Annotated in this window: 13 protein-coding genes; 2 read left to right on the forward strand and 11 right to left on the reverse strand. The window is 64.5% G+C overall.

The genetic code is table 11. The annotated features are described in order from the left end of the window. Positions 1 to 160: 160 nt before the first annotated feature. From purU to AAHK21_RS12075, 6 genes are all read right to left on the reverse strand, one after another. Entirely contained in the window at positions 161 to 1,018 is an 858-nt protein-coding gene (gene purU / locus AAHK21_RS12050) for a formyltetrahydrofolate deformylase (protein ID WP_023631289.1), read from the reverse strand. 11 nt (positions 1,019 to 1,029) lie between these two features. Continuing rightward, positions 1,030 to 1,662, reverse strand: a complete 633-nt coding sequence (locus tag AAHK21_RS12055) for a sarcosine oxidase subunit gamma (protein ID WP_367857347.1) — start codon at positions 1,660 to 1,662, stop codon at positions 1,030 to 1,032. A gap of 177 nt (positions 1,663 to 1,839) precedes the next feature. Further along, a complete protein-coding gene (locus tag AAHK21_RS12060; RefSeq protein ID WP_367857348.1) occupies positions 1,840 to 4,857 on the reverse strand; it encodes a sarcosine oxidase subunit alpha in 3,018 nt (1,005 codons plus the stop codon). After that, positions 4,854 to 5,189 carry a sarcosine oxidase subunit delta gene (locus AAHK21_RS12065; protein WP_023631299.1) on the reverse strand — a complete coding sequence of 112 codons (336 nt, stop codon included), beginning with the start codon at positions 5,187 to 5,189 and terminating at the stop codon, positions 4,854 to 4,856. Before AAHK21_RS12065 ends, AAHK21_RS12060 begins: the two co-directional genes overlap by 4 nt. Positions 5,190 to 5,206: 17 nt before the next feature. Continuing rightward, positions 5,207 to 6,457 (reverse strand): sarcosine oxidase subunit beta family protein, encoded by a 1,251-nt coding sequence (locus tag AAHK21_RS12070; protein WP_046857448.1) that lies wholly within the window; start codon positions 6,455 to 6,457, stop codon positions 5,207 to 5,209. A gap of 15 nt (positions 6,458 to 6,472) precedes the next feature. Next, positions 6,473 to 7,726 (reverse strand): serine hydroxymethyltransferase, encoded by a 1,254-nt coding sequence (locus AAHK21_RS12075; RefSeq protein WP_217868001.1) that lies wholly within the window; start codon positions 7,724 to 7,726, stop codon positions 6,473 to 6,475. Positions 7,727 to 8,044: 318 nt separating this feature from the next. Between AAHK21_RS12075 and AAHK21_RS12080 the strand changes: the two genes are divergently transcribed. Continuing rightward, positions 8,045 to 9,085 (forward strand): low specificity L-threonine aldolase, encoded by a 1,041-nt coding sequence (locus tag AAHK21_RS12080; RefSeq protein WP_046857450.1) that lies wholly within the window; start codon positions 8,045 to 8,047, stop codon positions 9,083 to 9,085. A 99-nt stretch (positions 9,086 to 9,184) separates the two neighbouring features. Here the strand turns inward: AAHK21_RS12080 and AAHK21_RS12085 are convergent, their stop codons facing one another. The 4 genes from AAHK21_RS12085 to AAHK21_RS12100 form a co-directional block, all read right to left on the reverse strand. After that, the gene (locus AAHK21_RS12085; protein ID WP_367857349.1) at positions 9,185 to 11,122 is read right to left on the reverse strand and encodes a methyl-accepting chemotaxis protein; all 1,938 of its coding nucleotides are present in this window, start codon (positions 11,120 to 11,122) and stop codon (positions 9,185 to 9,187) included. Between the two features lie 202 nt (positions 11,123 to 11,324). Beyond that, positions 11,325 to 12,308, reverse strand: a complete 984-nt coding sequence (locus AAHK21_RS12090) for an RHS repeat-associated core domain-containing protein (RefSeq protein ID WP_367857350.1) — start codon at positions 12,306 to 12,308, stop codon at positions 11,325 to 11,327. Positions 12,309 to 12,413: 105 nt separating this feature from the next. Further along, positions 12,414 to 12,716 (reverse strand): cell division protein ZapA, encoded by a 303-nt coding sequence (locus AAHK21_RS12095; protein WP_023630184.1) that lies wholly within the window; start codon positions 12,714 to 12,716, stop codon positions 12,414 to 12,416. After that, complete coding sequence (locus AAHK21_RS12100) at positions 12,713 to 12,943, reverse strand: hypothetical protein (RefSeq protein WP_023630185.1); 231 nt, start codon at positions 12,941 to 12,943, stop codon at positions 12,713 to 12,715. Before AAHK21_RS12100 ends, AAHK21_RS12095 begins: the two co-directional genes overlap by 4 nt. A 276-nt stretch (positions 12,944 to 13,219) precedes the next feature. Here AAHK21_RS12100 and AAHK21_RS12105 point away from each other — a divergent pair, with 276 nt between their 5' ends. Then, the gene (locus AAHK21_RS12105; RefSeq protein WP_367857351.1) at positions 13,220 to 14,845 is read left to right on the forward strand and encodes a methyl-accepting chemotaxis protein; all 1,626 of its coding nucleotides are present in this window, start codon (positions 13,220 to 13,222) and stop codon (positions 14,843 to 14,845) included. A 68-nt stretch (positions 14,846 to 14,913) separates the two neighbouring features. On the opposite strand, the gene AAHK21_RS12110 is transcribed toward AAHK21_RS12105, so the two are convergent. Continuing rightward, a complete protein-coding gene (locus tag AAHK21_RS12110; protein ID WP_367859043.1) occupies positions 14,914 to 15,336 on the reverse strand; it encodes a hypothetical protein in 423 nt (140 codons plus the stop codon). Positions 15,337 to 15,354 lie beyond the last annotated feature (18 nt).

Below are 15,354 nucleotides of genomic sequence, written 5' to 3' on the forward strand. Positions count from 1 at the left end.
GACAGGGGGATGCCTGTTTGCGGCGCAAAAACCTGGGGCCGCTTTGCGGCCCATTCGCTGCGGTTCGTCGCCACGACAAGCCAGCTCCCACAGTGTCCGCGCAGAACCTGTGGGAGCTGGCTTGCCAGCGAAAGGGCTGCGCAGCAGCCCCGGCGATCTATCAGAGCACGACCGTGCGATTGGCGTTGAGGAACACCCGCCGCTCAATGTGATACCCCACCGCCCGCGCCAGGGTAAGGCACTCGATGTCCCGCCCCTTGGCGATCAGGTCTTCCGGATAGTGGCTGTGATCCACCACCTCCACACCCTGGGCGATGATCGGCCCTTCGTCCAGGTCGTTGTTGATGTAGTGCGCGGTGGCACCGACCATCTTCACGCCCTTGTTGTAGGCCTGGTGATACGGCTTGGCGCCCTTGAACCCAGGCAGCAGCGAGTGGTGGATGTTGATCGCCCAGCCATCCAGCCGGCGGCACAGCTCCGGCGACAGCACTTGCATGTAGCGGGCGAGGATCACCAGTTCGGCGCCGCTCTCCTCGATCACCTGCAGCACCTTGCGCTCCTGCGCCGGCTTGTCGTTGGGGTCGAGGGCGAAGTGGTAGTACGGAATCTTGTGCCAGTGCGCCAGCGGCTCCAGGTCGGGGTGGTTGGACACCACCGCGACCACATCCATGGCCAGCTGGCCGATGCGTTGGCGGTACAGCAGGTCGTTCAGGCAATGGTCGGCCTTGGACACCATGATCACCACCTTGGGGCGGTGATTCGGCGCGGTCAGCTCAAAGGCCATGCCGAAGGCTTCGCTGCGTTCGGCGAGGCCGGCGCGGAAGCCCTCCTCGTCGAAGCCGTCCGCGGCGCGGAACTCCACACGAATGAAGAACCGCCCCGAAAGCCGGTCATCGAAGGAATGGTGCTCGGTGACGTAGCAGCGCTGCTCGTAGAGATGACGCGTCACCACATCGACCGTGCCGAGCATGCTCGGGCAGTCGGCGGTGAGAATCCAGGTGTCCGGTGCCCGACTCATGGTGCTGCTCCTTAGGCTTCGATGGCCAGGCCGTACTCGGCCGATGCGTCCTGCAGCCACAGCCACCAGTAGTCGGAGAAGCTGCGGCGAATCACCAACTCCCAGGTGTCCTCGGCGGTGCGGCGGATCACCAGTTGCGACTTGGCGAACACGGTACCGACGGCCTTGCCGACCGGGAAGTTGTTCGGGTGTACATCATAGCTGGTGGATTTCATCAGCACGTCGCGCACGTTGGGGCCGCGCAGCTCGAGCAGGGTCTGCCCACCGGTGACGTTGACCACCTGGATATGCTGGCCGTCGAGGGCATCGCGCAGCTTCTGCTCCACAGTGAACTCCTGGCCGCCGGGGACGATCAGCAACCACTCGTCCGGGCCGACCCACTGCAGCGACATCTCGCTGTTGGCGACCACGGTCAGGGCCACCGGCAGCTCCAGGCCAAGGGCCTTGTGCACGCCGCCGGCGAAGGCCTGGTCATGGCCGTCGCCACGCAGGGTCAGGTGGCCGAGGAATTTCTTTTCGCGCAGGGTCACGCCTGCGTTCTTGCGGCCCTTGCCGACCAGGCTGGCCAGGTCGGCGTGGTGCAACGGCGACTGAGCCTTGGCGTCGGCGCCGGGGTTTTGCTGGAAGACGTTGATAGCGCTCATTTCTTACCTGCCTTGAATTCGTGTTCGTCGAAGCGATGCAGCAACTGGATGGATGCGCTGGCCCCATCGCTGGCAAGCCAGCTCCCACAGGGACCGCATCGACCTCAGGAACTGCATCGAACCTGTGGGAGCCGGCTTGCCGGCGAAGGGCCTGGCCTGCCCCCACAGGGCCCGGAATCAAACGTTCTGCCGCTCACCCTTCGGATCGAAGAACACCGAAGACACGATTTCCGCCTCGATCACGCTGCCATCGGCCTGCGGCGAATACACCCGCTCGCCCATGCGCTTGAGGCCGCCCTTGACCACGCCCATGGCGAACGAATAGCCCAGGGAGTTGGCCGCGTAGCTGGAGGTGACGTGGCCGACCATGTCCATCGGGATCGGCTGCTTGGGGTCGAACACCAGCTGGGCGCCCTCCGGCAGCCACACGTTCGGGTCCACGGGCTTGAGGCCCACCAGCTGCTTGCGGTTGTCGCGGGTGGTGTCTTCACGGTTCATGCCGCGCAGGCCGATCCACGAGAAGGCCTTGTTGCGGCCCACGCACCAGCTCATGTTGAGGTCGTCCGGGGTCATCGAGCCGTCGGTGTCCTGGCCAACGATGATGAAGCCCTTCTCGGCGCGCAGCACGTGCATGGTCTCGGTGCCGTACGGGGTCAGGTTGTACTTCTTGCCCGCCTCGACGATCTGCTCCAGCACGCCCATGGCGTAGTTGGCCTGCACGTTGATCTCGTACGACAGCTCGCCGGTGAACGAGATGCGGAACACCCGCGCCGGCACGCCGCCGACCAGGCCTTCCTTCCAGCTCATGAATGGGAAGCCGTCCTTGTCCAGGTCGATGTCGCTGACCTCGGCCAGCAGCTTGCGGCTGTTGGGGCCGGACAGAGTCATGGTCGCCCAGTGGTCGGTGACCGAGGTGAAGTACACCTTCATTTCCGGCCATTCGGTCTGGTGGTACAGCTCCAGCCACTGCAGCACGCGGGCGGCGCCGCCGGTGGTGGTGGTCATGATGAAGTGGTTGTCGCCGACGCAGGCGGTCACGCCGTCGTCGAAGACCATGCCGTCTTCCTTGCACATCAGGCCGTAGCGGGCCTTGCCCACGTCGAGCTTGGTCCAGGCGTTGCTGTAGATGCGGTTGAGGAACTCGCGGGCGTCCGCGCCCTGGATATCGATCTTGCCCAGGGTCGAGGCATCCAGCAGGCCGACGCTGTCACGCACGGCCTTGCATTCGCGGGCCACGGCGGTGTGAATGTCTTCGCCGGGCTTGGGGAAGTACCACGGGCGCTTCCATTGGCCGACGTCCTCGAACTCGGCGCCGTTCTTGATGTGCCAGGCATGCAGGGCGGTGAAGCGCACCGGTTCGAACAGGTGGCCGCAGTGCCGGCCGGCTACCGCGCCGAAGGTCACCGGCGTGTAGTTGGGGCGGAACATGGTGGTGCCCATTTCCGGGATGCCTATCCCGAGCGAACGGGCGGCGATGGCCAGGCCGTTGATGTTGCCCAGCTTGCCCTGGTCGGTGCCGAAGCCCAGCGCGGTGTAGCGCTTGACGTGCTCGACCGACTCGAAGCCTTCGCGGGTGGCCAGCTCGATGGCCGCGGCGGTGACGTCGTTCTGTTGGTCGACGAACTGCTTCGGCGCACGGGCGGTGCCTTTGTCGTGGGGCACCTGGAACAACGCCACGGTGGCCTCTTCCTTGCGCGCCAGGGTTTTCGGCAAGGTGCCGACGCTGGCCTTGAAGCCGGCCTCGGTGGCGGCGCGAACACCGCCTTCGAAACCGTCGGCGATCACGTCACCGAGGGCGTAGACACCGTTCACGCCACCGACGCACACGCGCTTCTGCGGGGCATCGCCCGGCACGAAGCCGAGGATGTCTTCACGCCACACCGGGCGACCGCCCAGGTGCGAGGCCAGGTGCACCACCGGGCTGTAGCCGCCGGAGGTGGCGATCAGGTCGCAGTCGAGGGTTTCACCGGGGCTGGTGACCTTGCGCGCCTGCACATCGATGGCGGCCACGCGGGCGCCGGTGACGTGCTTGCTGCCCTTGGCCTCGATCACGGCGCTGGAGGTGAGGATGCGGATGCCCTTGGCACGCGCCTCCTCGACCAGAGACCCGCGTGGGTTGTGGCGGGCGTCAGCGATGGCGACCACCTGCAGGCCGGCGTCGTGCCAGTCCAGCGCGGCGCGGTAAGCGTGGTCGTTGTTGGTCGACAGCACCAGCTTGCGGCCTGGGGCCACGCCATAGCGGCGCACGTAGGTGGACACGGCGCCGGCCAGCATGTTGCCCGGCAGGTCGTTGTTGCCGTACACCAGCGGGCGCTCGTGGGCACCAGCAGCCAGTACTACGCGGTTGGCGCGCACGCGGTGCACGCGCTGACGCACCTGGCCGATCGGGGCGCGGTCGCCGAGGTGGTCGGTGAGCCGCTCATGGATGGTCAGGAAGTTATGGTCGTGGTAGCCGTTGACCGTGCTGCGCGGCAGCAGGGTAACTTCCGGCAGGCTTTCCAGCTCGGCCACAACCGCATTGACCCAATCGGCGGCCGGTTTGCCGTCGAGGGTTTCGCGGCTGTCGAGCAGGGTGCCGCCGAACTCTTCCTGCTCGTCCGCCAGGATCACCCGTGCGCCACTACGGGCGGCAGCCAGCGCGGCAGCCAGGCCGGCAGGGCCGGCGCCGACGATCAGCACGTCACAGTGCTGGTTCATGTAGTCGTAGCTGTCCGGGTCATTCTGCAGCGGCGCACGGCCCAGGCCCGCCGCCTTGCGGATGTACTTCTCGTAGGTCATCCAGAACGACTTGGGGTACATGAAGGTCTTGTAGTAGAACCCGGGCGGCATCATGTTGCCGCCGACCTTGCCGATGATGCCCATCATGTCGTTGTTGACGGTCGGCCAGCCGTTGGTGCTGGTGGCCACCAGGCCTGCGTACAGGGCCTGCTGGGTGGCGCGCACGTTGGGGATCTGGGTGGCTTCGCTGGCGCCGATCTGCAGGATCGCATTCGGCTCTTCGGTACCGGCGGCGATGATCCCGCGGGGACGCGAGTACTTGAAGCTGCGCCCGACGATGTCGACGCCGTTGGCCAGCAGCGCGGCGGCCAGGGTGTCGCCGGCATAGCCCTGGTAGGTCTTGCCGTTGAAGGTGAAGTTCAGCACCTTGCTGCGGTCGATACGGCCGCCGCTGGCGAGGCGATAGGTCTGGCTCATACTTTTTCCCCTTGGCCCTTGGCGGTCGCTGGCGCGCTGCTCTGTTTCGAGGCGGCGGTGACCTGAGGCTTCTCGCCGATCTTGTAGGTTTCCAGAATCTCGTAGGTCACGGTGTCGCGGGTGACGTTGAAGTACTGGCGGCAGCCGGCAACGTGGTCCCACAGCTCGTGGTGGATGCCACGCGGGTTGTCGCGGAAGAACATGTAGGTGCCCCACTCCTCGTCGGAGCAGGCGTTCGGGTCCAGCGGGCGGGCGATATGGGCCTGGCCGGACGCGTGGAATTCTTCCTCGGAGCGCAGCTCGCCGCAGTGGGGACAGAAGATGTGCAACATGACGGTTGTCTCCGGGGTCAGTGGGCGACGGCAGCGGCGCCGTGTTCGTCGATCAGCGCGCCGTTGTAGAAACGGTCGATGGAGAATGGCGCGGCCAGCGGGTGCATCTCGCCCTTGGCCAGGCTGGCGGCAAACACGTTGCCCGAGCCCGGGGTGGCCTTGAAGCCGCCAGTGCCCCAGCCGCAGTTGAAGAACATGTTCTTCACCGGGGTCTTGGAGATGATCGGGCAAGCGTCGGGGGTGGTGTCGACGATGCCGCCCCACTGGCGGTTCATGCGTACGCGGGAGAGGATCGGGAACATCTCGACGATCGCCTGCAGGGTGTGCTCGATGACCGGGTACGAACCGCGCTGGCCGTAGCCGACCCAGCCGTCGATACCGGCGCCGATCACCAGGTCACCCTTGTCGGACTGGCTGATGTAGCCGTGCACGGCGTTGGACATGATCACGCTGTCGATGATCGGCTTGATCGGCTCCGATACCAGCGCCTGCAACGGGTGCGACTCCAGCGGCAGGCGGAAGCCGGCGAGCTTGGCCATGTGCCCGGAGTTACCGGCGGTGACCACGCCGACGCGCTTGGCGCCGATGAAGCCCTTGTTGGTCTCGACGCCGATCACCGCGCCGTTTTCCTTACGGAAGCCAATCACTTCGGTCTGCTGGATCAGGTCCACGCCCAGCGCGTCAGCGGCACGGGCGAAGCCCCAGGCCACGGCATCATGGCGAGCCACGCCGCCACGCCGTTGCACGGTGGCGCCGAGGATCGGGTAGCGGGTGTTTTTCGAGCAATCCAGATAGGGGATCTCGGCCGCCACCTGCTCTGTGCGGATCAACTCGCCGTCTACACCGTTGAGGCGGTTGGCGTTGACCCGGCGCTCGGAGTCGCGGATGTCCTGCAGGGTGTGGCACAGGTTGTAGACGCCGCGCTGGGAGAACATCACGTTGTAGTTGATGTCCTGCGAGAGGCCTTCCCACAACTTCATGGCGTGCTCATACAGGTGCGCCGACTCGTCCCACAGGTAGTTGGAACGCACGATGGTGGTGTTGCGAGCGGTGTTGCCCCCGCCCAGGTAGCCCTTCTCGATCACCGCGACGTTGGTGATGCCGTGCTCCTTGGCCAGGTAGTAGGCGGTGGCCAGGCCATGGCCGCCACCGCCGACGATGACCACGTCATAGACCTTCTTCGGCGTCGGCGTGCGCCACATGCGCTGCCAGTTCTCGTGGTGGCTGAGGGAGTGCTTGAAGAGGCCGAAGCCCGAATAACGTTGCATGGTGTTCTGCTCCACTCAGCGGTAGACCGGGAAGTCGGCGCACAGCGCGGCGACGTTCTTGGCCACATCGGCCTCGACATCGGCGTCGCCCAGGTTGTCCAGCACATCGCAGATCCAGCCGGCCAGGGCCACGCACTGGGCGACCTTGAAGCCGCGGGTGGTGACGGCCGGGGTGCCGATGCGCAGACCCGAGGTGACGAACGGCGACTGCGGGTCGTTGGGCACGGCGTTCTTGTTGACGGTGATATGGGCGCGGCCCAGGGCGGCGTCGGCGTCCTTGCCGGTCAGGCCCTGGCGGATCAGGCTGACCAGGAACAGATGGTTGTCGGTGCCGCCGGACACCACGTCGTAGCCGCGCTCGATGAACACCTGGGCCATGGCCTGGGCGTTTTCGATGACTTGTTTCTGGTAGGCCTTGAATCCAGGCTCCAGCGCTTCCTTGAAGCACACCGCCTTGGCGGCGATCACGTGCATCAGCGGGCCGCCCTGGGCACCGGGGAACACGGCGGCGTTGAGCTTCTTCTCGATCTCTTCGTTGGACTTGGCCAGGATCAGGCCGCCACGCGGACCGCGCAGGGTCTTGTGGGTGGTGGTGGTGACCACGTCGGCGAAGGGGATCGGGTTGGGGTACAGGCCGGCGGCGACCAGGCCGGCGACGTGGGCCATGTCGACGAACAGCAGCGCGCCGACTTTATCGGCGATCTGGCGGAAACGCGGGAAATCCAGGGTCTTGGAGTAGGCCGAGAAGCCGGCGACGATCATCTTCGGCTTGTGTTCCACGGCCAGGCGCTCGACTTCGTCGTAGTCGATCAAGCCGGTTGCGGTGTCGATCCCGTATTGAACGGCGTTGTACAACTTGCCCGAGGACGACACCTTGGCGCCGTGGGTCAGGTGGCCGCCGTGGGCCAGGCTCATGCCCAGGATGGTGTCGCCGGCCTGCAGCAGGGCCAGGTACACAGCGCCGTTGGCCGAGGAGCCGGAGTGCGGCTGGACGTTGGCGTAATCGGCGCCGAACAGCTGCTTGGCGCGCTCGATGGCCAGCGCCTCGACTTTGTCCACATGTTCGCAGCCGCCGTAGTAGCGCTTGCCCGGGTAGCCTTCGGCGTACTTGTTGGTCAGGCCGCTGCCCTGGGCCTGCATCACGCGCTTGCTGGTGTAGTTTTCCGAGGCGATCAGCTCGATGTGATCTTCCTGGCGCTGTTCCTCGGCATTCATCGCCGCCAGCAGTGCGTCGTCGTAACCCTGGATCTGGTCTTGCTTGCTGAACATCGTGTATCTCCCGGCAGCGATCGTTTCTTGTCTGGTGAGGGTTTTCCCACCCTTTGCAGCGATGGTATGACCGGGCACGGCGGTACAGATGCCTGCGCGCGCCTTGCAATGGCGCGTTTACGACATTGCTACCCCAAGCGCCACACAGCCCTGTGGGAGCCGGCTTGCCGGCGATGGGGCCAGACGCAGAACCATCGCTGGTTGAGCGGACGCTATCGCCGGCAAGCCGGCTCCCACAGGGATAGCGTTGGCCTGTATAGGCAACCGCCGAATCGATGGTTTAGAGTGCGTGCCTGCGTCGTAAAAAGGACAGGCGTCATGACCAATAACAACCAGCAATTCGCCAGCGACAACTATTCCGGCATCTGCCCCGAAGCCTGGGCCGCGATGGAAAAGGCCAACCAGGGCCACGAACGCGCCTACGGCGACGACCAGTGGACCGAACGCGCCTCGGAGTACTTCCGCAAGCTGTTCGAGACCGACTGCGAAGTGTTCTTCGCCTTCAACGGCACCGCTGCCAACTCCCTGGCCCTGGCCTCGCTGTGCCAGAGCTACCACAGCGTGATCTGCTCCGAGACCGCCCACGTCGAGACCGACGAATGCGGCGCGCCGGAGTTCTTCTCCAACGGCTCCAAGCTGCTTACCGCGCCTAGCGTCAATGGCAAGCTCACCCCCGAGTCGATCCGCGAAGTGGCACTCAAGCGCCAGGACATCCACTACCCCAAGCCGCGGGTGGTGACCCTTACCCAGGCCACCGAAGTGGGCACCGTCTACCGCCCCGACGAGCTCAAGGCGATCAGCGCCACCTGCAAGGAACTGGGCCTGAACCTGCACATGGACGGCGCGCGCTTCACCAATGCCTGCGCGTTCCTCGGCTGCTCGCCGGCCGAGCTGACCTGGAAGTCTGGCGTGGATGTGCTGTGTTTTGGTGGCACCAAGAACGGCATGGCGGTGGGCGAGGCGATCCTGTTCTTCAACCGCGACCTGGCCGAAGACTTCGACTACCGCTGCAAGCAGGCCGGGCAGCTGGCGTCGAAGATGCGCTTCTTGTCGGCGCCATGGGTCGGGCTGCTCGAAGACGGCGCCTGGATGCGCCATGGCCAGCACGCCAACCACTGCGCGCAGCTGCTGGCGTCGCTGGTGAGTGACCTGCCGGGGGTGGAGCTGATGTTCCCGGTTGAGGCCAACGGGGTGTTCCTGCAGATGCCGGAACCTGCGCTGGAGGCGCTGCGCAACAAAGGCTGGCGTTTCTATACCTTCATCGGCAGCGGTGGTGCGCGGTTCATGTGCTCGTGGGATACCCAGGAATCTCGCGTGCGGGAGTTGGCGGCGGATATCCGCGGTATCTTCAACGCCTGACAGGCCGCCATCGCCGGCAAGCCGGCTCTCACAGGGTTAAGCGATCACCTGTGGGAGCCGGCTTGCCGGCGAAACGAGCGCAAAGCGCTCGCCTGCGATTCAAAGGCGGAACCCACCCATCTGCCGCGCCAGGTCATCGGCCAAACCACGCAGCGCCTGGCACTCCTCGCGGCAATCCTGCACCTCGGCGGCCGTCTGCCGCGCCAGGTCGGAAATCCCCTGTACCGTCCGGTTGATCTCCTCGGTCACCGCCGACTGCTCCTCGGTGGCCGTGGCCACCTGCTCGTTCATGCCGCTGATGCGCTCGACCTGATCGGTGATCGCGCCCAGCGAGGTGCCGGTGCGCTGGCTCGACTCGACCCCGTTGCCGGTGGCCGTTTGCCCGGCCTGCATCGACGCCACCGCCATGCCGGCGCCGTGCTTGAGACGCTGGATCATCTGTTGCACTTCGTCGGTGGACACCTGGGTGCGTCGCGCCAAGGTGCGTACTTCATCGGCGACAACCGCGAAGCCCCGGCCCATCTCACCGGCCCGCGCGGCCTCGATGGCGGCGTTGAGCGCCAGCAGGTTGGTCTGCTCGGAAATGCTGCGGATCACCGCCAGCACCTCATCGATCGAGGCAACCTCGTCGGCCAGCTGGGTCACGGCCTCGGCGGCGCGGCCGATCTCCCCGGACATGCCCTCGATGTTGTGGATGGAGCGGCGCACCACTTCCCGCGCCTGCAGCGCCTCATCCCGCGCCGACTGCGAGGCGTGGGCAGCGGAGCCGGCGTTCTGGGCAATATCCTGCACGGTCAGGCCCATCTCATGCACGGCGGTGGCGACCATCTCGGTCATTTCCTGCTGGCGGCCCGAGCGCTCGGCGGTGTTGTCCACCACCTGGGTCACCTGCTCTACCGACTGGTGCAGGCGTTCGGTGGTGCGCAGTACCTCGCCGATCAGGCCGCGCTGGCTGTCGAGGAAACGGTTGAAGCCCCGGGCCAGATCGCCCAGTTCGTCCTGGCGCGCATCGTCCAGGCGATGGCTGAGGTCGCCCGCGCCACCGCCGATCTGCACCAGCGCCGCCGTGACCTGGCGGATCGGCCGCACCAACCCGCGCGCCAGCAGCACCACCAGCAACAACGAGATCAGCGCCACGCCGCCGCCAATCAGGCAGGTCTGCCAGATCGCCTGGCGCGCCTGGGCATAGATCTCGGCTTCCGGCACCTCGGCCACCAGCGTCCAGTTCAGGTCGCGCAAGGGCAAGCCCAAGGCCAGGTAGTCCTCGCCATCACGTTGGAAACGGCTGCTGCGCAGGCCCTCGCCGCCTACCAGCACAGCTTTCGCCGCCTTGACGTCCAGTTGCTCGGCAAGTTGACGCTTGCCACTGAACTGCTGGTCGGGATGCACCTGGATCAGCCCGTCGTTGCGCACCAGGAACACCTTGCCGTGCTCGCCGAAGCTGAAGTCGTGGATCAGCTTGGACAGCTCGGTCATGCGCAGGCCCATGCCCGCCACGCCCACCAGCTGGCCGGCCTTTTCCACGCGATAGTCGATGAACAGCGCCAATTCGCCCGTGGAGCCATCGATGTCGATGTTCAGCATGCGCTCGGCACCGCTGTCGATGTAGCCGTAGAACCAGTTGTCCTTGGGGTTGGCGCGACTGAGGGTGCGGTCCAGGCCTTTTTCGTTGTAGTAGTTGCCGCTCACCGTGGAGGCGAACAGGGTGGTAAAGGCGTGGTTGCGCTGCTTGGCGGCGTCGAGGTATTCGATGAACGCCGGCAGCGCGGCGGGATCTTCACCGGCAGCCAGCCAGTCGCGCAGGAGGGTGTTGCCGGCGATATCCGCGGCCGCCACCAGCGGGCGGCCGAGCATGCGCTCGATATCGTTGCGGATGGCTTCGATGCTGGCCGGCAAGGCCGTGTCCACCAGGTAGCGCTCGGTGAGGCGGTTGAGCGCCACCGTGTAGATCGCCACCACCACCAGGATGCTCGCCAGCAGGGCGGCGCCCATGCTCGCGATCAATTGCCATTGGATGCTCCGCCGCCAGATGCGCATGTGCCACTCCCCGATAATTATTGTTTTTCGGGAAGTGTATACACTTAAGTATCCAGTTATTCCAGCGATCCGCGACAGTGAGGGTCGCCATCAACGCGGGTGTCCACTCTCCAAATCCACGACGTGGCAGCGGGCCTTGTGGGAACGAGGCGTTCGACGGCCTGCTCGTGCTCACTCGATCGTGTAATGGCTAACCAACTGGTCACGCGGCGCCACGGATCTCGCCAACTACGGGCCCTGTGTACAGTGCTCGAACGCCCCCCACCACTAGGCCTGCTGCTGCTTGTGCGCCCCTAGCTACCAGACTTGCAGCAGCCTGAGCGCCCTCTACCACCATTGCTGTTCCGGACACTTCATAAAACGTTTCTGCAACCACACCAAGGACGGAGAGCTTATTTTCCTTAGCCTTGGCCACCCAGCCTGTCACCATCGGCTGGGTCAGCAACGCCCCCCCTCCGGCAATGCCCATGCTACTGGCCGTTTGCGCAACATAGGTCGAAATATCCTCGGCGCCCGTCGGCGCGTCAGCAAGCCCCTTTTGTAGCAGCACTGATCTGCCAACATCCCCGAAAAATCCCCCCCAGAACTGCAATGTGTTACCCCATTTGTTGAGAAGGGTCGGCTCAACCCCCCCCGGGTTTATGCGTTTTTTCACAACTTGATCAGCAACGCGGTTGAAGGCTCCGACAGAGGTCATCGTGCTGGCCGAATAGCCGAAGACATGGCCAACCACAGTTACAGCGGTTTGGCCTGAGGGATCCCGTCGATTCACCGGGTTCCCCGCGCAATATGCATAAGCGTTGATCCCTCCATCATCGAAAGGACTCAGCTGATCGGGGGAATGAAAACGCATCAACGCTGGGTTAAAGGCTCTATGACCATTGCCCAACAGATACCCTTTCAACCCGGGCTCAAAGCGTTGCCCGGTAAAGCCTGTCATTGGCAAAGACTCGATGGCCGCCCGATGGCCGTAGACGGAGTAGACCACTGCCTGAACGTTTGACACCGTGTGGACCGAAAGTGGGCTGAACATCCAATCGGTCGCCAAAAGTTTCTGCGCACCCACGCCTGTTTCCTCGCATGCAGATTTCTGTTTGAAATCTACCAAAACATCAACGACCGCAAACCTGGCAAAAATACCAGGTTGTGGAGCGATTGCTTCGGCATCGCGAGAAGGCGAGGCCATGATCGAAGGATTGGCATTTTTGGCAGCGGATATGGCGCGAGAAGATGATCAAGACCTGGGGTCTGTAATGGCCTCATCGCGGGGCAAGCCCCGCGATGGCGTCATTCAGACGTCGGAGACGGCCTTGCTGATGGCATCGACCGTAGCGTCGATCTGCGCTTGGGTGCGCTCGAGGGTGCGGTCGTGCTCGCGCTGCAGTTCGATCTGCTTGGAGCACAGGTTCAGGGCGGCCAGCACCAGCAGCTTGTCGCCGATCAGGGTCGGGTAGCTGCGCTTGGTCTCGGCCAGGGCGACATTGAGCATGCGCACGGCCTGGTTCAGGGTTTCTTCCTGGCCCTCGGGGGCCTTCAGCGAATAGTCGTTGCCCAGGATCGACACGACATTGACCGGCTGCGCTTGCAGTCTCATGCGTTCACGACACCTGCGCTGGCGCGCTCGACCAAGGCCTGGATGCGCGCGGCGGTGGCGCCGTGCTTCTCTTCCTGCTCCATGAGCGACAACTGCAGGCTGTCGTTCTCTTCCTTGGCCTGGGCCAGTTCCTGGCTGAGGTTGGCGTTCTGTTCGGCCAGCTGTGCGTTCTTGTGCATCAGGTCGCTGACCAGTTGCTCGAGTTGATTCAGGGAAGTTTCCAACATGCGTCTATCTCGGTTGTTGCAAAGGGCGCACACGATAAGGAAAAACCTGCGCCCTCGCCATTAAATATCGGATTCAAAAGGTGTTTGCCGGGTTCAGGTTGACCCAGGATCAGCCCCCTTGTTCCGACTTGGGTCAACCGCTGGTCAGGAAAATAGTTAGCTGCCTCACAATTTCATCAAGTCAGCCTAAAGACTGGCCGGTCACGACCGATAGGCAGGCAGGTCTTCTTCCGTCGCATGGATCGCGGCACCTCTTCTGCCTTGGAAACCGCCTCCATGTCCTTACGCAATATGAATATCGCGCCCCGCGCGTTGCTCGGGTTCGCCGTGATCGGTGTGCTGATGCTCGGCCTGGGTATCTTCTCGCTGATCCAGATGGGCAATATCCGCCAGGCCGGCGTGACCATCGAAGAAGTCAGCGTGCCCAGCATCAAGACCCTCGACGAGCTGACCGCACTGAACCTGCGCCTGCGCACCCTCTCCTACCGCCTGCTGCTCAACCGCGAGCCGGCCACCCAGCAAGACACCCTGCGCCTGCTGGACGAGCGCAATGCGCAGATCGACAAGGCGCGCCGCGCCTACGAGCCACTGGTGACCGCCGCCGACGAGAAGGCCGCCTTCGACCAATACGGCCAGCTGCTCAACCAGTACCGCCAGCTCGAGGCGCGCATGCGCAGCCTGAGCCAGGCCGGTGACCTCGATGCCCTGCGTGACCTGCTCAACCGCGACCTGCTGGACAACTCCGAGCAGATCAACAAGGTCATGGACGCGCTGGTGCGCATCAACACCGACCAGACCAGCGCCACCAACGCCCAGGCGGCCGAGCAGTATAGTGGCGCCTTTGCCCTGGTCATCAGCCTGCTGGTAGCGGCCACGGTGCTGACCTTGCTGTTCGCCTTCCTGCTCACCCGCAGCATCGTCAAGCCCATCGACGAGGCGCTCAAGGCCGCCGAGCAGATCGCCGAAGGCGACCTGACCCATAGCATCCATGCCGACGGCACCGACGAGGCCGCGCGCCTGCTCAAGGCCATGGCCAAGATGCAGGACAAGCTGCGCGACACCTTGCAACTGATCGCCGGCTCCGCCACCCAGCTGGCCTCCGCCGCCGAAGAGCTGAACAGCGTCACCGACGAAAGCGCCCGTGGCCTGCAGCAGCAGAACAACGAGATCGAGCAGGCCGCCACCGCCGTTACCGAAATGACCAGTGCCGTCGAAGAAGTGGCCCGTAACGCGGTCAGCACTTCGGAAGCCTCCAGCGAAGCCAGCCGTTCGGCCGGCGATGGCCGCGACCTGGTACTGGAGACCGTGGGCGCCATCGAGCGCATGAGCGGCGATGTGCAGGCCACCGCCAAGCTGATCGCACACCTCGCCGAGCAGTCCCGTGATATCGGCAAGGTGCTCGACGTGATTCGCGGCCTGGCCGACCAGACCAACCTGCTGGCGCTCAACGCCGCCATCGAGGCCGCCCGCGCCGGCGAGGCAGGCCGTGGTTTTGCCGTGGTTGCCGACGAAGTGCGCGCCCTGGCCCACCGCACCCAGCAGTCCACCAGCGAGATCGAGCGGATGATCGGCAGCATTCAGGGCGGTACCGAGCAGGCCGTGGACTCGATGCGCACCAGCACCGAGCGCGCCGAATCGACCCTGAACATCGCCCGTGGCGCGGGCCTGGCGCTGGACACCATCGCCGGCGCGGTGGCGCAGATCAACGAGCGCAACCTGGTGATCGCCAGCGCCGCCGAGGAGCAGGCCCAGGTGGCCCGCGAGGTGGACCGCAACCTGGTGAACATCAACGACCTGTCGGTGCAGAGCGCTACCGGGGCGCACCAGACCAGCGCGGCAAGTGCCGAGCTGTCGCGGCTGGCGGTGGATCTGAACGGGTTGGTGGCGCGGTTCCGCACCTGAACCCTTGAACAAAGGCTGGCATCCAATGCCAGCCTGCAGGCACGGTGCTCCGATCAGTCGAATGTCATCTACGATCGGTTGGAGCTCGCTAGAACCTCATAGTCACTTTGCCGTATCTGATTGCCTCTGTTGAGTATCTGATCCATAAGCAGCTTCGCGCCAGTAACCTGGTAGGCAGTCGAGGCCAACATGCCGACTACACTCGCCTCCGATGAGCGCATGCGCTGATAGATGTCCCGCGTCATTTCCCAGTAGTTCAAGCCAGTGCTCCCCAGCGCTGCGCCAGTGATGAGATCGTCTGGTACTTCAACGATGCCTGTCGTATCGACAAACTTTAAAACGCCAACCCAGAATGCAGTGGCAATACCCGCCTGCCTCGACGCAGTGAGTGGCTTGTAATCGGCTACCGGCTGGGTGTATCGATTGGAGACATCATTCAGGGCCAGGAGGAACGCGGAACCGACCGCAACGATGGGCGGTACTTCATTCAACACTGATCCGAACGTCAC

The sequence above is a fragment of the Pseudomonas sp. TE50-2 genome, from assembly GCF_040813665.1.
Lineage (GTDB): Bacteria > Pseudomonadota > Gammaproteobacteria > Pseudomonadales > Pseudomonadaceae > Aquipseudomonas > Aquipseudomonas soli.

Bases quoted from the DNA above. Each gene is read 5' to 3' on its own strand.
- AAHK21_RS12070 (WP_046857448.1), bottom strand. From the start codon at position 6,457: ATGCAACGTTATTCGGGCTTCGGCCTCTTCAAGCACTCCCTCAGCCAC.
- AAHK21_RS12105 (WP_367857351.1), top strand. From the start codon at position 13,220: ATGTCCTTACGCAATATGAATATCGCGCCCCGCGCGTTGCTCGGGTTC.
- purU (WP_023631289.1), bottom strand. From the start codon at position 1,018: ATGAGTCGGGCACCGGACACCTGGATTCTCACCGCCGACTGCCCGAGC.
- AAHK21_RS12090 (WP_367857350.1), bottom strand. From the start codon at position 12,308: ATGGCCTCGCCTTCTCGCGATGCCGAAGCAATCGCTCCACAACCTGGT.
- AAHK21_RS12065 (WP_023631299.1), bottom strand. From the start codon at position 5,189: ATGTTGCACATCTTCTGTCCCCACTGCGGCGAGCTGCGCTCCGAGGAA.
- AAHK21_RS12055 (WP_367857347.1), bottom strand. From the start codon at position 1,662: ATGAGCGCTATCAACGTCTTCCAGCAAAACCCCGGCGCCGACGCCAAG.
- AAHK21_RS12075 (WP_217868001.1), bottom strand. From the start codon at position 7,726: ATGTTCAGCAAGCAAGACCAGATCCAGGGTTACGACGACGCACTGCTG.
- AAHK21_RS12085 (WP_367857349.1), bottom strand. From the start codon at position 11,122: ATGCGCATCTGGCGGCGGAGCATCCAATGGCAATTGATCGCGAGCATG.
- AAHK21_RS12095 (WP_023630184.1), bottom strand. From the start codon at position 12,716: ATGAGACTGCAAGCGCAGCCGGTCAATGTCGTGTCGATCCTGGGCAAC.
- AAHK21_RS12100 (WP_023630185.1), bottom strand. From the start codon at position 12,943: ATGTTGGAAACTTCCCTGAATCAACTCGAGCAACTGGTCAGCGACCTG.
- AAHK21_RS12080 (WP_046857450.1), top strand. From the start codon at position 8,045: ATGACCAATAACAACCAGCAATTCGCCAGCGACAACTATTCCGGCATC.
- AAHK21_RS12060 (WP_367857348.1), bottom strand. From the start codon at position 4,857: ATGAGCCAGACCTATCGCCTCGCCAGCGGCGGCCGTATCGACCGCAGC.